The organism is Ancylobacter vacuolatus (genome assembly GCF_030813595.1).
Lineage (GTDB): Bacteria > Pseudomonadota > Alphaproteobacteria > Rhizobiales > Xanthobacteraceae > Ancylobacter > Ancylobacter vacuolatus.
Window position 1 is genome coordinate 181362 of sequence record NZ_JAUSUH010000011.1, and the last position, 14586, is coordinate 195947.

The 14586-nt window shown below is 69.0% G+C and carries 13 protein-coding genes; 3 read left to right on the top strand and 10 right to left on the bottom strand.

From position 1 onward, the window contains the following. Positions 1-29 precede the first annotated feature (29 nt). The 4 genes from moaB to J2S76_RS20070 form a co-directional block, all read right to left on the bottom strand. Positions 30-581 (bottom strand): molybdenum cofactor biosynthesis protein B, encoded by a 552-nt coding sequence (gene moaB, locus J2S76_RS20055; RefSeq protein ID WP_307063389.1) that lies wholly within the window; start codon positions 579-581, stop codon positions 30-32. 23 nt (positions 582-604) lie between these two features. Further along, positions 605-1507 (bottom strand): KPN_02809 family neutral zinc metallopeptidase, encoded by a 903-nt coding sequence (gene ypfJ / locus J2S76_RS20060; RefSeq protein WP_307063391.1) that lies wholly within the window; start codon positions 1505-1507, stop codon positions 605-607. A gap of 95 nt (positions 1508-1602) precedes the next feature. Then, positions 1603-2235 carry an alpha/beta hydrolase gene (locus J2S76_RS20065; RefSeq protein ID WP_307063393.1) on the bottom strand — a complete coding sequence of 211 codons (633 nt, stop codon included), beginning with the start codon at positions 2233-2235 and terminating at the stop codon, positions 1603-1605. 57 nt (positions 2236-2292) lie between these two features. Next, on the bottom strand, positions 2293-3225 hold the full coding sequence (locus tag J2S76_RS20070; protein WP_307063396.1) for a ring-cleaving dioxygenase: 933 nt from the start codon (positions 3223-3225) through the stop codon (positions 2293-2295). A gap of 202 nt (positions 3226-3427) precedes the next feature. Between J2S76_RS20070 and J2S76_RS20075 the strand changes: the two genes are divergently transcribed. Next, the gene (locus J2S76_RS20075) at positions 3428-4411 is read left to right on the top strand and encodes a LysR family transcriptional regulator (protein ID WP_307063398.1); all 984 of its coding nucleotides are present in this window, start codon (positions 3428-3430) and stop codon (positions 4409-4411) included. Here the strand turns inward: J2S76_RS20075 and J2S76_RS20080 are convergent. Next, the gene (locus tag J2S76_RS20080) at positions 4401-4850 is read right to left on the bottom strand and encodes a MarR family winged helix-turn-helix transcriptional regulator (protein WP_307063399.1); all 450 of its coding nucleotides are present in this window, start codon (positions 4848-4850) and stop codon (positions 4401-4403) included. The two genes, J2S76_RS20075 and J2S76_RS20080, sit on opposite strands and share 11 nt — an antisense overlap. Positions 4851-5022: 172 nt before the next feature. On the opposite strand from J2S76_RS20080, the gene J2S76_RS20085 reads away from it, so the two are divergent. Continuing rightward, positions 5023-6045, top strand: a complete 1023-nt coding sequence (locus J2S76_RS20085; protein WP_126278439.1) for a sugar-binding transcriptional regulator — start codon at positions 5023-5025, stop codon at positions 6043-6045. Between the two features lie 134 nt (positions 6046-6179). Beyond that, a complete protein-coding gene (locus tag J2S76_RS20090) occupies positions 6180-7514 on the top strand; it encodes an NAD(P)H-dependent oxidoreductase (protein WP_307063465.1) in 1335 nt (444 codons plus the stop codon). Positions 7515-7739: 225 nt separating this feature from the next. On the opposite strand, the gene J2S76_RS20095 is transcribed toward J2S76_RS20090, so the two are convergent. The 5 genes from J2S76_RS20095 to J2S76_RS20115 all read right to left on the bottom strand — a co-directional run bounded on the left by J2S76_RS20095 (position 7740) and on the right by J2S76_RS20115 (position 14547). Continuing rightward, on the bottom strand, positions 7740-8021 hold the full coding sequence (locus tag J2S76_RS20095) for a hypothetical protein (RefSeq protein ID WP_307063402.1): 282 nt from the start codon (positions 8019-8021) through the stop codon (positions 7740-7742). A gap of 87 nt (positions 8022-8108) precedes the next feature. Further along, on the bottom strand, positions 8109-11639 hold the full coding sequence (locus J2S76_RS20100) for an error-prone DNA polymerase (protein WP_307063404.1): 3531 nt from the start codon (positions 11637-11639) through the stop codon (positions 8109-8111). A gap of 7 nt (positions 11640-11646) precedes the next feature. Further along, the gene (locus J2S76_RS20105; RefSeq protein ID WP_307063467.1) at positions 11647-13086 is read right to left on the bottom strand and encodes a Y-family DNA polymerase; all 1440 of its coding nucleotides are present in this window, start codon (positions 13084-13086) and stop codon (positions 11647-11649) included. Positions 13087-13183: 97 nt separating this feature from the next. Next, complete coding sequence (locus J2S76_RS20110) at positions 13184-14026, bottom strand: ImuA family protein (protein ID WP_307063406.1); 843 nt, start codon at positions 14024-14026, stop codon at positions 13184-13186. Between the two features lie 80 nt (positions 14027-14106). Then, a complete protein-coding gene (locus tag J2S76_RS20115) occupies positions 14107-14547 on the bottom strand; it encodes a GtrA family protein (protein ID WP_307063407.1) in 441 nt (146 codons plus the stop codon). Positions 14548-14586: the final 39 nt, after the last annotated feature.

Genomic DNA, 14586 nt, shown 5'->3' on the forward strand with positions numbered 1-14586 from the left:
CCCTCAGTAGGGGCCCCCCGGCGCCGAGATCAGACGGGCGCGCGCAGCTTGCCGCGCTTGAGGTGCTCGTCGAGCCGGGGGAGAATCTCGACGAAATTGCAGGGCTTGTGGCGGATGTCGAGCTGGCGGACGAGAATCTCGTCCCATCCGTCACGGCAGGCGCCGGGCGAGCCGGGGAGACAGAACACATAAGTGGAATTGGCGACCCCGGCGGTGGCGCGGCTCTGCAGGGTCGAGGTGCCGATCTTGCCGAAGGACACCATGTGAAACACGGTCGAGAAGCCTTCCATGCGCTTCTCGAACAGCGGCTCCACCGCCTCGGGGGTCACGTCGCGGCCGGTGAAGCCGGTGCCGCCGGTGGTAATGACCACATCCACCTGCGGATCGGCGATCCAGCCGGAAACCTGCGCGCGGATCGCCTCGACATCATCCGGCACGATCGCGCGTGCGGCGAGGTCGTGGCCGGCCTGACTGATGCGCTCGACCAGCGTGTTGCCGGAACGATCATCCTCGGGCGTGCGGGTGTCGGAAATGGTCAAAACCGCGATGGAAAGCGGCACGAAGGCAATACCGGAACTCATGTCGGCCTCTCGGTGGGCGGCCCTCAGATGGCCCCCTTGAACGTGTTGCACTGCGCCAGCGAGCCTTTATCGAGCCCCTGCCTGAACCACTTCACCCGCTGGGTAGAGGTGCCGTGGGTGAAACTGTCGGGCACCACATAGCCCTGCTGCCGCTTCTGCAGGCGGTCGTCGCCGATGGCAGCGGCCGCATTCATCGCCTCCTCGATATCGCCGTCCTCGAGAATGCGCCACTGCGCATCGGCATGATGCGCCCACACGCCCGCGAGGCAATCGGCCATCAGCTCAACCCGCACCGAGAGCGCATTGGCTTCCGTGCGTGAGGCCTGGCGCTGGCGCGCCTGCACCTGTTCGAGCAGGCCGATCTGGTTCTCCACATGATGGCCGACCTCATGGGCGATGACATAGGCGGCGGCAAAATCGCCCGGCGCCTTGAAGCGCTTGTTCAGCTCGGTGAAGAAGGCCGTGTCGAGATAGATCTTCTGGTCGCGCGGGCAATAGAACGGGCCGGTCGCGGAATCGGCCGAGCCGCAGGCCGAGCGAGTGGCGCCGGAAAACAACACCAGGCCCGGCTGGCGATAGGCCGAGCCCTCGCCCTTGAACAGTGGCGTCCACACATCTTCGGTCTGTGCCAGCACCACGGCAGCGAAGTCGCCGAGCTTCTGGTCCTCGGCGCTGAGGGGGCGCGCCGGAGCGCCCTGGCGCTGCGGTGATGTCTGCTGGCTGGTGCCGCTGCCATCGCCGAGCAGGATTTCGGCGCCACCGATAAGCACCGCCGGGTTGATACCGGTGGCCCAGGCGATGAGGCCGACAATGATCAGCCCGCCAATGCCGAGCCCGCCACGGCCCATTCCGCCGCCACCGAATCCGCCACCCTGCCCACGCCGGTCCTCGACGTTCCCGCTCCGGCGGAAATCCTCCCAACGCATTCCAAATCTCCGCCGCCCAGCTTGCTGCCTCGCGCGAGTGTGAAGCACCCACAGCAAGGCAGCAATGCGCGCGGAGGCATCCGGTTCCGCCCTCGCTACGCCGCTGCGCGCACTGGGGCCTCGATCCACTGGCGGGCGAGGGGCAGGTCGGCCTGCGAGAGGCCATGCCCGGCCGGCAGGGTGCGGTGGTCGAGATCCGCCCCCGAAGCGCGCAACTGGCTCGCAAGGCGCCCGGCGTTTTCTTCCGGAACGATGGGGTCCATCGCGCCGGATAGCAGCAGGACGCGGCGGCCGGCGAGGTCGGCAGGGGGCGGAACAGCCAGCGGCACCATGGCGCGCATCAGCACCGCGCCGGCGAGCACGTCCGGCTGCGTCAGCAGCAGAGCGGCGGCTATGTTGGCGCCGTTGGAGAAGCCCACCGCGATCGGCGCGGCAAGGCCATAGGCCACGCGGGCCTCGGCGATGAAACCGGCGAGTTCGGAGGCGCGGGCACGCACATCGTCCTCATCGAACACGCCTTCGCGCAGGCGGCGGAAGAAGCGCGGCATCCCGCCTTCCAGCACTTTTCCGCGCGGGGACAGCAGGGCCGCGCCCGGCGCGATCATGCCGCCGAGCGGGATCAGGTCGTTCTCGTCGCCGCCGGTGCCGTGCAGCAGCAGCAGCGGGGGAGCATCCGCCTTTGTGGCGGGCTGGAAGCGATGCACGAAGGAAAGCGCGGCGTCGGTCATGACGGCCTCCTCGTCGGTAAGGGGAAGGCGCCGCCCTGTCACGGGCGGCGCCGTTGTTCACGCGATCTCAGGCAGTACGGCCTCGATCTGGCTGCGGCGGCTCTCCAGGAAGTCCGGCAGCTTCAGCGCCTCGCCGAGGCTCGCCGCCGGCTCGTCGGCCGCAAAGCCGGGAATGTCGGTGGCGATCTCGAACAGGACGTGGCCGGGCTCGCGGAAGTAGATGGACCGGAAATAGTTGCGATCCTTCTGCTCGGTGGTGACGATGCCGTGGTTCTCGTTCAGCCTCTTCACCATGGCGAATTCGGCCGCGTCGTCCGCCGCGCGGAAGGCAATGTGGTGCACCGAGCCGCCGCCCATGCGGGCCGGGAGGAAACCGCCGGCTTCATGGATGTCGACGATCCCGCCGATTTCCGTCCCCTCGGCCTTGAAGCGCACCAGAGAACCCTCGCGGCCGATCTGCGTGAAGCCAAACACATCAGTCAGGATGGCGCCGGTGGGCGCCGCCTCCGCCAGCAGCAGGTTCACGCTGTGGAAGCCGCGAATGGCGTTCTCGGCGGGCACGTCGGTGCCGAGCCAGGCCGGCTCATTCTCGGCGCCGGCCACACCAACCAACGCGAGGCGCATGCCGTGCGGGTCCTTGAAGGCCAGCACGGTCTCGCCGAAGCGCTTCACCAGCGCGCTGTGCGCCACGCCCTTCTCGACGAAACGCTGCGTCCAGTAGCCGATGGAGACCGCCGGCACGCGGAACGCGGTCTCCTGCGTCTCGCCGATGCCGAGCCGACCGGGGGCGACGTGATCCCAGGGAAAGAAGGTGAGGATGGTGCCGGGCGAACCCGCCTCGTCGCCATAATAGAAGTGATAGGTGCCGGGATCGTCGAAATTGACTGTCTTCTTTACCAGCCTCAGGCCGAGCGTATGGGTGTAGAATTCGACATTGCGGCGCGCATTGCCGGCTATCGCCGTCACATGATGGATGCCATTGCGGTTCATGATCTTGCCCTCGTGTGAGCGCGACCTGCGCTCCTGTTGCGACAAGAGATAAACCGGCAACGACGCAATGCCATCCCTTATCAATTGCGTTGACGCAATCTCATCTGTGCTGCTATCGTCGGCTTCGCCGTCAGGCTGGATGACAGGGACGAGTTAACGCGTCACCACAGCGATTTAAGGCGACGTATCAGCGGGGACACGCATGGCCGAGCCGTTCAAGAACCTTGGCTGGGACGATTTCCGGCTGATCAAGGCGGTGGCCGATGCCCGTGGCCTGCCGGCAGCCGCCATGGCGATGAATGTCAACCATTCCACCGTGTTCCGTCGGCTCAAGCAGATCGAGGACCAGCTCGGCACGCTGCTGTTCGAGCGCCACCGCACTGGCTACGCTCTCACCCCCGCCGGCGAGGAGATGGTGGCGCTGGCCAACCGGCTGGACGAGGAGATCACCGCCGTCGGCCGCAAGCTGGCCGGGCGCGAGCCGGCGCCCTCGGGCGAGCTGCGGGTGACGACGCCGGATTCGTTGCTCATTCACCTGCTGATGCCGATGCTCGCCACCTTCCGCGAGCGCTACCCGGAAGTGCGGCTCGACATCGTGCTCAGCAACCAGCCGCTGAACCTGTCCAAGCGCGACGCCGACGTCGCCATCCGTGCCACCGACAATCCCCCGGAGAACCTGGTCGGCCGGCGCGTCGCCCGCATCGCCTGGGCGCTGTACGGGCGCGCCGTGGACTTCCCCGAGCCGCGCGCCGTAACGCCGCAGCAATTGGAGGCGTGCAATTGGGTGTCGCTGGGCGACAGCCTCGGCTCCCTGAAGACGGTCAAATTCGTTCAGGAAAACGTCGCCGCCGAAAAGGTCGCCTACAAGATCAACAGCGTGCTCGGCATTGCCGAGGCGGTGGAGGCGGGCATCGGCATCGGACACATTCCGTGCCTGATCGGCGATGCGCGGCCTTCACTGGTGCGGCTCGGGCCGCCCAATAATGATTACGCCGCCGATTTGTGGCTGCTGACCCATCCGGACCTGCGCCATTCGCCGCGCGTGCGGGCCTTTCTCGACTTTCTCGCTGGCGAGATCGCCCGGCACCGGCGCTTCATCGAGGGGCAGCTCGAGCTACCCGACGAGATCGGATCGGATAAGGGTGTGGCGGAAAAGGCGGCGCCGAGCCCCGAGGCTACGGTTTGAGGCGCGCCAGAAGCCTGTCGCGCAGCCGGCTGAGATCGTCCGTCAGTTCGCGCAGTTCCTGCGAATCATGGTCGAGGCACACGCCCATCTCGGCGGGAACAAGCTGCGCCTCGCAACGCAGCGCCCGGCCCTTGTCGGTGAGATAGACCCGCACCTGCCGCTCATCGGCCGCGTCGCGCACCCGGCGCACCAGCCCAGCGACTTCCAGCCGCTTGAGCAGCGGGGTCAGCGTGTTGGTTTCCAGCAGCACCCGGTCGCCGATCTGGCCGACGGTCAAACCTTCCTCGGACCACAGCGTTACCATTGCGATATATTGCGGATAGGTCAGCCCCAGCCGGTCCAGCATCGGCTTGTAGACGCGGTTGAAGGCGTGATTGGCCGAATAGACCGCAAAGCAGAGAAAATCCTTGAGCTTGAGCGTGTCGTCGGTGCTGGACATATTGAAACCATGCGTGCCTTTTGCCGGCACCGTGCGCCCCGCTGGCGCCGCCGACAAGCGGGTTTTTGCGTAACGCCGGCCAGTTTACCAGCGCGGCCGGGCCGGCCGGTTTGAAGATGGCGCCGGGGTCCTCTATAGCAGGCGCAGACGTCATGCGGGCGATGAGGTGCTTATGTCGGGTGGAGCTGCGACGACCAGGCCGGGCGGCCTGAGCGAGGCACCCTCGCTCGCCGATCTGAGCCCGACCGGCCGGCGCTCAGCGCGGCTGCGGCTGCGCGCAGCCTGGATGTACTATGTCGAGGGCATGACGCAGAGCGCAATCGCCGAGGCGCTGGACATCGGCCGCGTCACCGTGGTGCGCCTGCTCGCCGATGCCCGGCAGCTCAATGAGGTAAAAATCTCGCTCTCGCGCGAGATCGCCGAACTGCCACGACTGGAAATGGGGCTGCAGAAGGCGTTCGGGCTGCGCGAGGCGGTAGTCGCCCCGGTCTCCGGCCCGTTCGCCGACGCCACCAGCGCCATCGGCGCAGCCACCGGGCTGTTCATCTCCGACCTCATCCGCTCAGACATGAAGATCGGCTTCGGCTGGGGGCGCACACTGATGCGGGCGCTCGGCTTCATCGACGAGAAGACGGTGACGAACCTCTCCGTCATCTCGCTACTGGGCGGCATTACCAAGGCCAAGCAGTACAACCCGTCCGAATTCGCCTGGCAGTTGTCGCGGCTGTTCCAGGCCGACTGCCATCTGATCGCCGCCCCAGCCATCGTCGACAGCATCGAGACCAAGCAGGCGCTTATCGAGCGCTGCGGCCTCGGCACGGTCTACGCTCTCGCCCGCGAGATGGACGCGGTGGTGCTGAGTGTCGGCGAGATGGAATCGGAAAGCACCTCGCTGCGCTTCGGCTTCTTCTCCGATGCCGACTGGGCCTCGCTGATCGCCGCCGGCGCAGTGGGCGACGTCGTCTACAATTTCATCGACATTGAGGGCCGGCCGGTCGACCATCCGATCAATACCCGCGTCATGTCGATCCCGATCGAGACGCTGCAGGCCACCCCCGAGCGCATCCTCACCTCCGGCGGGCCGGGCAAGGCCAAGGCCGCGCTCGCCGCGCTGCGCATGCTGCGCCCGACCGTCTTCATCACTGACGAGATCACCGCCGCCGCGGTACTGGAAGAGGCCGGCGCCACTTACTGAACGCGGAAGCGCGGGATGCAGGCGTGCGCGCTCTTTGCCTCGGAACAAATGTCGAGTACCGAAGAACAATGACGCGTGCGCCGAAAGGCGTAGGCGCGCCTCAGGGAAGGGTTGGGCGTATGCTCGGTGCAACTATGCTCGGTGTAAGCGGGATCGTGCGGACGGGTATCGCCGCCGAACTGGAACACTGGACCGCCAAGCACGGGCCGGTAACGATCGGCCTCGCCGGCGCGGGCCAGATGGGCACCGACCTCATCGTGCAGGCGGCCCTCATGCCGGGCGTCCGCATCGGCGCGGTGACGGAGCTTAACGCACAGGTCGCCATCGACGCCGCGCTGATGGCCGGCCACCGGCGCGAGGACATCGTTAGCGCCTCGAACACCTCCGCCATCGACCGCGCCATCGAGGCCGGTCATTTCGTCATCACCGACGACTACCGCGCCATGTGCGCCTCAGGCCATATCGACGTGGTGATCGACGCCACCGGCAGCCCCAATATCGGCACGCTGGTGTCGCTGGAGGCCATCCGTAACGGTAAGCATGTGGTGCTGCTGAGCGTGGAGGCCGACATCACCATCGGCCGCTACCTGAAGCAGGAAGCGCGGGCTGCGGGCGTTGTGCTCACCGGGGCGGCGGGCGACGAGCCGGCCGCCACCATCGAGCTGATCGGCTTCGCCCAAGCGCTCGGCTTCGAGATCGTCTGCGCCGGCAAGGCCAAGAATAACGCCTTCAAGCCGGACGCCATCCCCGACGAGTTCGAGGCAGAGGCCAAGGCGCGCAACATGAACCCGCGCATGCTGGTCGAGTTCGTCGACGGTTCCAAGACCATGGTGGAGATGACGGCGCTGGCCAACGCCACCGGCCTGGTGCCCGACGTGCCGGGCATGCACGGGCCGCACGCCGACCGCGACGTGCTGGCGCAGGTGCTGTGCACCAAGGAGGATGGCGGCATCCTCTCGCGCTCCGGCGTGGTCGACTTCACCCTCGGCAAGGGCGTGGCGCCCGGCGTGTTCTGCATCGTCAAGCCGCGCCATGACCGGGTGAGCGAGCGCATGACCGACCTCAAGGTGGGCCCCGGCCCCTGCTTCGCGCTGATCCGCCCGTTCCACCTCACCAGCCTCGAAGTGCCGCTCTCGGCGGTGCGGGCGGTGATGCACGGCACCCGCGACATGGAGGTGCTGGACCATCCCGTCGCCGAGTGCACGGCGGTGGCCAAGCGCGACCTGCAGCCCGGCGCGCTGCTCGGCCGGATCGGCGAATATGATTATCGCGGTTACACGATGAGCTGGCGCGACGCCCGCGACAGCTTCGCTTTGCCTCTGGGCCTTGCCGAACGCGCCCGGGTGCTGAAGCCGGTCAAGGCCGGCGAGCGGCTGACCTATGACAATTGCCTGCCGGACGAGCAGCTCATCGTCACCCAGATCCGCCGCCGCCTGGACCAGGCTGACGCGCAGTTCCTGGCGGCGTAGCGGGACGCTTCGCAAGAACGCACGTCATCTCCGACAGTGGGCAGAACCAAGCCGGGCTTGGCCTCATGAGAGGCCGGAGAAAGGGCTGCCGGCCGCTGCATGCTTCGAGGCCGGCCTTTGGCCGGCACCTCAGCATGAGGGGGCTTCACGTGCAGTGACGGCGCGGGGCCGAACCAGAACGCCGTCATCCCGAGGCGTTAGCGCCGTGTGCCGAAGGATGTCCCCTCAGGCGCTGCCGGGAGGGGAGTTGGCAAGGGTGGTGAAGCGGGCGTCGAGCAGGCGCGCCTCGGCCTCGGCCAGCGCCTCGGCGAGCTGGCGCACCTGGGCGGGGTCAAGCACCAGCTGCAGCGCGGGCACCGGCTCGCCGGGCTTGGGCTGCTGGGAGCCGATCTCCAGGCGCAGGCCCACCTTGTCGGTGCCGAACAGGGCGGTGGTGAAGGCCAGCATTGGCCACACTTTCAGGTGGCCCTTGTCGTCCTTCTCCCAATCGTCGAAACGCTGTGCCATGGGTGTCTCCTTTTCTGCTTCGTCCCCGTCTAGCACCTAATGGGGCGTGCGCGACAGGTTGCGCCTTGCGCCCAGCGCGCCCGCTGGTCAATGGAAGTCGCGCGACTTCGGCAGCACCCGCACCTGACGGGGATGGCCCTGACCGGAGCGGCGGCCGGCGAGGAGATGCTCTTCCCGCGAAGGCGCCCCCTTCTCGCGCCCGCCCCGCACCCGCTCGTCCTGTCCGGGATCGGCCTGCGGCGAGGGCATATGGCGCGGGTCCTCGAACAGGCGGGCGAGTTCGCCGGTGCGGTCGAACACCCGCTCGCCCATCACGTGCACCACGCCCTCCTTGCTCTTCTGCACCCGTCCCTCGACCACGACGAGCCGCGCGCCCATCACTTCCGCCCGGTAGCGCTCGAACTGGCGGGTCCACAGCAGCACGTTGACGATGCCGGTCTCGTCTTCCAGCGTCATGAAGATGGCGTTGCCCTTGCCCGGCCGCTGGCGCACCAGCACGATGCCCGCCGCGCGCACCAGTGTTCCATCACGCGCGCCCGTCACCTCGGCGCTGGAGGCCACGCCCTCGGCAGCAAACACCTCCCGCAGCATCCCCATCGGATGGCCCTTCAGCGACAGGCGCGTGGTCTGGTAATCGACCGCGATCTGCTCGGGCAACGGCATGAGCGGCAGATGCGCGTCCTCATCCGTGCCGAGCTCCCGCGCCTCGACCACCGCGAACAGCGGCAGCGGCGCGTCATCCGGCAGCCGGCGCATGGCCCAGGCGGCCTCGCGCCGGTCGAGCCCCATGGAGCGGCAGGCATCGGCATCTGCCAGCTTGGCGAGCGCCGCGGCCGGCAGACGCGAGCGATGGGCCAGCGTCTCGATGTCGTGCAGGAAGCCCCGCTCCCGTGCCGCGACCAGCTGCGTGCTCCACTCTTCCTTGAAACCGTCGAGCTGGCGCAGGCCAAGCCGCAGCGCCAGCGGCACGCCCGGCGCATCGCGTTCCAGTGTGCTGTCGTGGAAGCTGTAATTCACGTCCGGTCCGCGGATCTCGACTCCGTGCTCGCGCGCGTCCCGCACGATCTGCGCCGGGGCGTAGAAGCCCATGGGCTGGGCGTTCAGCAGCGCGCAGGCGAAGATGGCGGGATAGCGACATTTCAGGAAGGCGGAGATATAGACCAGCTTGGCGAAGGAAGCGGCGTGGCTTTCCGGGAAGCCATATTCGCCAAAGCCCTTGATCTGCTCGAAGCAGCGGGCGGCGAACGCGGGATCGTAGCCCCGCGCGCTCATGCGCTCGACCAGCAGCTTCTGGAAGGTGCCGATAGTGCCGTGGTGGCGGAAGGTCGCCATGGCGCGGCGCAGATGGTTGGCCTCCACATCGGTGAACTCCGCCGCCACCATGGCAAGCTGCATCGCCTGTTCCTGGAACAGCGGCACGCCGAGCGTGCGCGAGAGCACCTCGCGCAGTTCGTGGGGGTTATGAGGCGGAGCCGGCGAGGGATAGTCCTCCCTCTCCAGTTCATCCCGCCGACGCAGATAGGGGTGCACCATGTCGCCCTGGATCGGCCCCGGCCGGACGATGGCGACCTGGATGACGAGATCGTAGAGTCGGCGCGGCTTCAGCCGCGGCAGCATGTTGATCTGCGCCCGGCTCTCCACCTGGAACACGCCGATGGAATCGCCCGTGCACAGCATGTCGTAGACATCGGCCTGCTCGCGCGGCACCTCGGCGAGGCCCCAGTCGATCTCCTCATGCGCGCGCAACAGGTCCAGCGCCTTGCGGATACAGGTGAGCATGCCGAGCGCCAGCACATCGACCTTCAAGAGGCCGAGCGTGTCGATGTCGTCCTTGTCCCATTCGATGAAGGTGCGGTCCTTCATCGCCGCCTTGCCGATCGGCACCGTCTCGTCGAGGCGGTGCTGGGTCAGCACGAAGCCGCCGACATGCTGGGAGAGATGACGGGGAAAGCCGAGCAGGCGCGTGGCAAGGCCGATCGCCCGCGCCACCAGCGGGTTTGACGGGTCGAGCCCGGCCTCGCGCGCCCGGCCTTCCTCGATCTGCTTGCCCCAACTGCCCCACACTGTGCCGGCAAGGCGGGCGGTAATGTCCTCGGTGAGGCCGAGCGCCTTGCCGACATCGCGGATGGCGCTTTTCGGGCGATAGGAGATGACGGTGGCGACGATGCCTGCCCGCTCGCGGCCATAGCGTTCATAGATGTACTGGATCACCTCCTCGCGCCGCTCATGCTCGAAATCGACGTCGATATCCGGCGGTTCGTTACGCTCGCGGGCGATGAAGCGGGAGAACAGCAAATTGCTGGTGGCGGGGTCGACAGCGGTGATGCCGAGGACAAAGCACACCGCCGAATTGGCCGCCGAGCCGCGCCCCTGGCACAAAATGCCGCGCTTCTCGGCGAAGTCGACAATATCTCGGATGGTGAGGAAATAGGGGGCGTAGCCGAGCTCGTCGATCAGCGCCAGCTCCACCTTGAGCTGACGCTCCACCTTGTCGGGCACGCCGTCGGGATAGCGGATAGCCGCGCGCTGGAAGGTCAGCTCCTCCAGCCGGCGCTGCGGCGTATAGCCGGGCGGCACCGGCTCCTGCGGGTATTCATAGGTGAGCTCCGCCAGCGAGAAGTCGAGGCGGGCGAGATAGGCCGAAATCTCCTCCATCGCGTGTGGCGCCTCGCGGAACAGACGCGCCATTTCGCCCGAGCTTTTCAGATGCCGCTCGGCATTGGCCTCCAGCCGCCGCCCCGCGCTCTCGATTGTGACGCCCTCGCGGATGCAGGCGAGCACGTCCTGCAAGTCGCGCTCGGCGGGGTGGTGGTAGAGCACGTCATTGGTGGCAATGAGCGGCAGGCCCGCCTTTGCCGCCAGCGCCCCCAGCGCCGCCAGCCGGCGCCGGTCGTCCCCGCGTCGGCGCATGGTTGCGCCGAGCCACAGCGCGCCCGGCGCCGTCTCCTTTAGCCGCGCCAGAACGGAGGCTAGGGCCGGCAGCCCCCTGGCCGGCATATCATCGGGCGGCATCAGGATCAGCGAGAGCCCGCCGGCATCGGTCAGCAGATCGTCGAGCAGCAGCCGACATTCGCCCTTGCCGACCCGCAGATTGCCCGTGGTCAGCAGGCGGCACAGCCGGCCCCAGCCCACGCGCGTCTGCGCATGGGCGACGATGTCGGGCGTGCCGTCGGCGAAGACCAGCCGGGCGCCCACGGCGAGGGTGAAGGGCAGTTCCGTCCCCCGGCCGGCATCGGCCGCCGCCGCGGCCCGGTGGCGCAGAAGACGGGCAAGGATGTCCTCTTCCTCCTTCTGCGTCGTCCCATCGGGAGAGGAGACAGGTTTGCCCCGCGCCAGGCATTCCGGCACGGTGGGCGCAGGCGCGCCGCCCTCCTGGAGATCCGTCGCCTGTTTCCGCGCCTCCCAGAACCCCTTGTACCGCGCTGCGGCCTCCTTCACCGCCGCATGGGCGCGCACCACGCCAGCCACGGTGTTGCGATCGGCGATGCCAAGCCCGGCATGGCCGAGCGCAATCGCCTGCGCCACCAGCTCCGCCGCGTGGGAGGCGCCGCGCAGAAAGGAGAAGTTCGAGGCGGCGACGAGTTCCGCATAGAAGGGCGCGTTCGCATCTGTGTGCATCATCGCCTCACGGAAACAGGCCGTGCAGGAACCAGCGCGGCGGGCCGGCCTCCGCTTGCGCCTCGCGCTCATACAGGCCGGCGCGGAACAGCCAGAAGCGCCGACCCTCGCGGTTCTCCACCCGGTAATAGTCGCGCGTCGGTGCCGCCTCCGGCTGCCGCCACCATTCCGGGGCGAGCCGCTCGGGTCCCTCGGCGCGGGCGACCTCATGCACCACGCGCCGCCAGCGGAAGCGCAGGGGCGCGCCGTCCGGCACTTCGGCCAGCGCCTCCACCGGCTGGGGCGGGTCGAACAGGGTCAGCGGGCGCGCCGGCGCCTCGGGCGGCGGCGGTAGCGCCGGAAGAGAAGCGCCATCCGCCGGTACCAGCGCGCTGGCGCGGTCGGGATCATGGGTGTCGCGCTGCAGGAAACGCAGCACCCGCTCGCGGCCCAGCCGCACGCTAAGCCGGTCGATCAGCGCGGCAACCTCCTCTTCCTCCACCGCGCGGCCATCAAGGCTCACCTGCGCCGGGGTGAGCTTCTCCGCCCGCATCACGCCGAGCCGCACGAGGTCGAAGCCGAAGCCGGGGTCGAGCGGGTCGGCCAGCGCCTCGATCCGCTCGCGCCAGAGCCGGGCCAGCGCCACGCCGTCGCGCAGGGGCCGTGCCGTCTCGATCTTCAGCCGCCGCACCGCCCCGTCGGTGCGGAAGAAGCACGCCTCGAAGGCCCGCCCGCCCTCGCCTCGCGACTCCAGCATCAAAGCGAGGTCGTCGACCAGCAAGGCCAGCGTCGCCTCGATATCGGCCGTGCGGGCGATGGGCTCGGCGAAGCGACGCTCGGCGATGCATTCCGGCAGCGGGCGGCGCGGCACCAGGCGCACATCCTCTCGTCCCAGCGTGCGCGCCAGCCGGGTCAGCAGATCCGCGCCGAAGCGGGCGGCGAGCGGAGTACCGGGGCGGGCCGCAAGATCACCGATGGTCTTGAGCCCGGCGCGGGAAAGGCCTGTGACGATCTGCGCGTTCACACCGAGCCGAGCGACCGGCAGGCCGGCAACCGCCTGCGCCTCGCCGCCCGGCGGCACCACGCCGCCCTGCCCTGAGCGGGCCAGCGCCCGCGCAGCATCGGGCGTGCCGGCGATGACCGCGCGCGCACTGACACCATGGCGCTGGAGATGGGCGAGAAGGCGCATGCGCAGCGCCGCCTCGCCACCGAACAGATGCGCGCAGCCGGTGATGTCGAGGATCAGCCCGTCCGGCACACCCTCGGGCATGTCGAGCGCCACCAGCGGCGTCCAGCGGTCGCAATCATCCGCCACCACCTCGAGAAAGGCGGCGTCGGCGGCAGGGTCATGGTCGAGCACGGCGAGGCCGGGCACGCGGGCGCGCGCATCCGCCAGCGTCAGGCCGGGGGCAAGGCCGGCGCGGCGCGCGGCACGGTCGAGCGCGGTGAGGCGCAGCGCGCCCTGCACCTTCTCGACGAAGACCAGCGGCGCCGGGGCGAAGGGGTCGTTGATCTGTGGCTTGCCGCCCTGCCGATCGCCCTCCCGCTCTCGCGCCTGCCCCCCCTCAGCCGGTGCGACGCAGCGCGACGACCGTGCCCCGCCGCGCCTCTGGCGCAGCCGCTCGATCCGGTCGGCCGGCAGGAACGGGAACCACAGTGCGAGATAGCGGGTCGAGGTCGCGGAAGGTACAGGCCGCATGGTCCCACTCCAGTTTCCAGTCGCCACCCTCCACCGGGCGCCCGCCCTCGCCGCCGCGATGGCGCAGCAGGGTCGCGCAGAAGGAAGGTGCCCCCGGCGCGTCGCCCGCCAGCGGGGTCGAGGCGGCGGGCGCCACCCGCCAGCGCGTTGCGACCGCCGTGGCGGCGGGTTGCGGGGCGCCATGCAGCAGGAAGCTCGTCACCCCCGAGGCGGCCGCCCGCAAGGCGAGACGCCGCGTCGCGGTAAGGTCGAGCGCCTTCGGTGTGCCCCATATCTCGATGATCAGCGCACCAAGGCCGGCGCAGCACACCGCATCGCCAGCCGCCCGCAGCGCTTCCGCGCCGTCGCGCGCCCGCACCAGGATGAGGCGCGCCGGGTCCAGGCCGAGCGCGGTGAGACCCGGCGCGTCGAGGCGGCCGAACTCGGCCTCCGCCATGTCCTGGCGCACCCATAGAAGCGGGCGCCTCTCCCCGGCCGTGCCAGGGCGCGCGGCACGCAGCGCCAGCGCCAGCGCGAAGCCGGTGGCGGCCGGCATGTCGGCACTCGCCGCCGCCTGCACCTCATGCAGGGCGCCACGGGCAAGGCGCACGCCGCCCGCCTCCGGTCCGGCGGCACCGAGGCAGAAGGACTGTTCGACGCCGGGCAGACGCGCCGCCTCCAGCCCGGCGAGCATCTGCCTCAGCGCCGCCACATCGCGGATCGTGTCCATGGGAACGCTCATTATTGTTCATGATTTGTTCCCTTAAAACGACTCCATCCGCGCCGAGAGTCAAGCCGTCTGTGGGAGACTCACCCCTGCTTCGGGGTTTCCCCCGGCCGCGCCGCGCGAAACGTCCACAGCGCGTTGCCGGCATAGTGCCAGAGCACCAGCAGGCCGGTGACGAGGATCTGTGCCGGCAGATAGGGCGCGCCGAGAGGGCCGGTGAGCAGCACCATCAGCAGCGCGTTCAGCCCCAGCCCGACGCCGGCCACGGTGAAGAATTTCGCCAGCGCCTCGCGGTGCGGCGTCGAGGAGCGGAACACCAGGCGCCGGCCGAGCTGGTAGTTCACCAGCCCACCGACCACGAAGCCGGCGCAGGAACCCGCCACCGGCCCGGCCAGGCCGCCCTGCACGAGGGCGATGAGAACGGCGTATTGCGCCAGCGTGCCGACGCTGCCAAGGGCGGCGAAGAGCAGGATGTGGCGCCCCCGCGCGGCAAGCGCCGCCCACCGCATGGCCGCCTCGTTCATGCGCCGCCTCTCATGGCCCGGCCTCTTACGGCTTGGCCT

What these genes read in the sequence shown, in the direction of transcription:
- ypfJ (WP_307063391.1), bottom strand. Translation starts at nt 1,507, where the DNA reads ATGCGTTGGGAGGATTTCCGCCGGAGCGGGAACGTCGAGGACCGGCGT.
- J2S76_RS20100 (WP_307063404.1), bottom strand. Translation starts at nt 11,639, where the DNA reads ATGCACACAGATGCGAACGCGCCCTTCTATGCGGAACTCGTCGCCGCC.
- J2S76_RS20080 (WP_307063399.1), bottom strand. Translation starts at nt 4,850, where the DNA reads ATGTCCAGCACCGACGACACGCTCAAGCTCAAGGATTTTCTCTGCTTT.
- J2S76_RS20115 (WP_307063407.1), bottom strand. Translation starts at nt 14,547, where the DNA reads ATGAACGAGGCGGCCATGCGGTGGGCGGCGCTTGCCGCGCGGGGGCGC.
- J2S76_RS20075 (WP_307063398.1), top strand. Translation starts at nt 3,428, where the DNA reads ATGGCCGAGCCGTTCAAGAACCTTGGCTGGGACGATTTCCGGCTGATC.
- J2S76_RS20065 (WP_307063393.1), bottom strand. Translation starts at nt 2,235, where the DNA reads ATGACCGACGCCGCGCTTTCCTTCGTGCATCGCTTCCAGCCCGCCACA.
- J2S76_RS20095 (WP_307063402.1), bottom strand. Translation starts at nt 8,021, where the DNA reads ATGGCACAGCGTTTCGACGATTGGGAGAAGGACGACAAGGGCCACCTG.
- J2S76_RS20090 (WP_307063465.1), top strand. Translation starts at nt 6,180, where the DNA reads ATGCTCGGTGTAAGCGGGATCGTGCGGACGGGTATCGCCGCCGAACTG.
- J2S76_RS20110 (WP_307063406.1), bottom strand. Translation starts at nt 14,026, where the DNA reads ATGGACACGATCCGCGATGTGGCGGCGCTGAGGCAGATGCTCGCCGGG.
- moaB (WP_307063389.1), bottom strand. Translation starts at nt 581, where the DNA reads ATGAGTTCCGGTATTGCCTTCGTGCCGCTTTCCATCGCGGTTTTGACC.
- J2S76_RS20070 (WP_307063396.1), bottom strand. Translation starts at nt 3,225, where the DNA reads ATGAACCGCAATGGCATCCATCATGTGACGGCGATAGCCGGCAATGCG.
- J2S76_RS20085 (WP_126278439.1), top strand. Translation starts at nt 5,023, where the DNA reads ATGTCGGGTGGAGCTGCGACGACCAGGCCGGGCGGCCTGAGCGAGGCA.